Below are 1,190 nucleotides of genomic sequence, written 5' to 3'. Positions count from 1 at the left end.
AACAAGTTTTCATAACTATCGTAATGGAAAAACACTTTTCATATCATTTTAATAAAAAAACTTTTTTAATCTTTCCTTGCACCATTTATCATTAATTTGATTGAACTAACAAACGATTTACTGTATGATTTTCTCCTTCTAAATGCATCTTGTGCACACAATAACAACCACATTCTAGGAGATATTTTTTTATACAAAGCTCCTTGATCCATAAAATACTTATCGCTATATCCATTGTCCCAAGTCGAACCACGATCATCCGATAATGATGCGATAAACTCAGGGACAGCAATTATTTTTAATCCTTTATTAAGGCAATCTGTCAAAAACAAATTATCTTCTCCATGGCAATGCTCAGTTCCGCCACCAAACGTTTGATAAAAATAAATCCCCTGATTTCTTATACTCTTTAAACGTATTGCAATTCTTGCCGTACCATATTTCAAATAGTTTAACTTATTAATCCGTTTTACTTTTTGGGTTTTATTTCTACCTGTATCTCTTCCCACAATATTAAAAATTATTACATCAGCATCTTTATATCGCTCAAAAGCAGTTTCTATTTTTTTTGAATATCCATCATCAAGTATTTCATCATCATCAGCAAACAAACAATAGTCTGCCGTCGCTCTCATTAAAGCATTATTTCGATTTAATCCCACTCCCCGCTCCGCAAAATTCAAATAGATTACCTTATATCCATTGTAACAAAAACTCTCAATATTGTTTCTTTCGCATTGATTTGCAACAATAGCATCTGATTCAATTTTCATCTTTTCTAATAGCGAATAATCATTTTGATTCATCGCTGCAACTAATACTTGAACACTCATTTTTACTCTCACATATACTTATTCAAAATTTTAATCAATTTTTCAGTCAGAACAGTAAAATTATAATCTTTTGTAACTTCTTCTGTATTATGTTCCATGACTTCTATCTCTGATTTGTCCATTGTTGCTATTGCATCAATCTTTTCAGCAATTCTATCAGGACTGAATCCATCTACAATCATCCCACAATGATATTTTTCAATGATGCTATATCCTGGTTTCACAGTATATAAGACCGGCTTTCTTGCTGCAAAGTATTCAAAAGCCTTATTATAACTTTCACCTACATGTAACAAAGGATTCATCTCCCAATGAACCAAATTCAAATCTGATCTAGTTAATATAGAAGGAATATAC

At 31.2% G+C, this 1,190-nt stretch carries 1 protein-coding gene and 1 pseudogene; both read right to left on the bottom strand.

From position 1 onward, the window contains the following. Nucleotides 1-65: 65 nt before the first annotated feature. Entirely contained in the window at nt 66-833 is a 768-nt protein-coding gene (locus H6A13_RS12970; protein WP_204909942.1) for a glycosyltransferase, read from the bottom strand. An 8-nt stretch (nt 834-841) separates the two neighbouring features. After that, nucleotides 842-1,190 (bottom strand): annotated as a pseudogene (locus H6A13_RS12965) (hypothetical protein); the annotation flags it as partial.

The organism is Mordavella massiliensis (assembly GCF_016902415.1).
Classification (GTDB): domain Bacteria; phylum Bacillota; class Clostridia; order Lachnospirales; family Lachnospiraceae; genus Merdimonas; species Merdimonas faecigallinarum.
The sequence above is the reverse complement of the archived record's forward strand: the minus strand, read 5'-3'. Positions and strand labels throughout refer to the sequence as shown.

What these genes read in the sequence shown, in the direction of transcription:
- H6A13_RS12970 (WP_204909942.1), bottom strand. Translation starts at nt 833, where the DNA reads ATGAGTGTTCAAGTATTAGTTGCAGCGATGAATCAAAATGATTATTCG.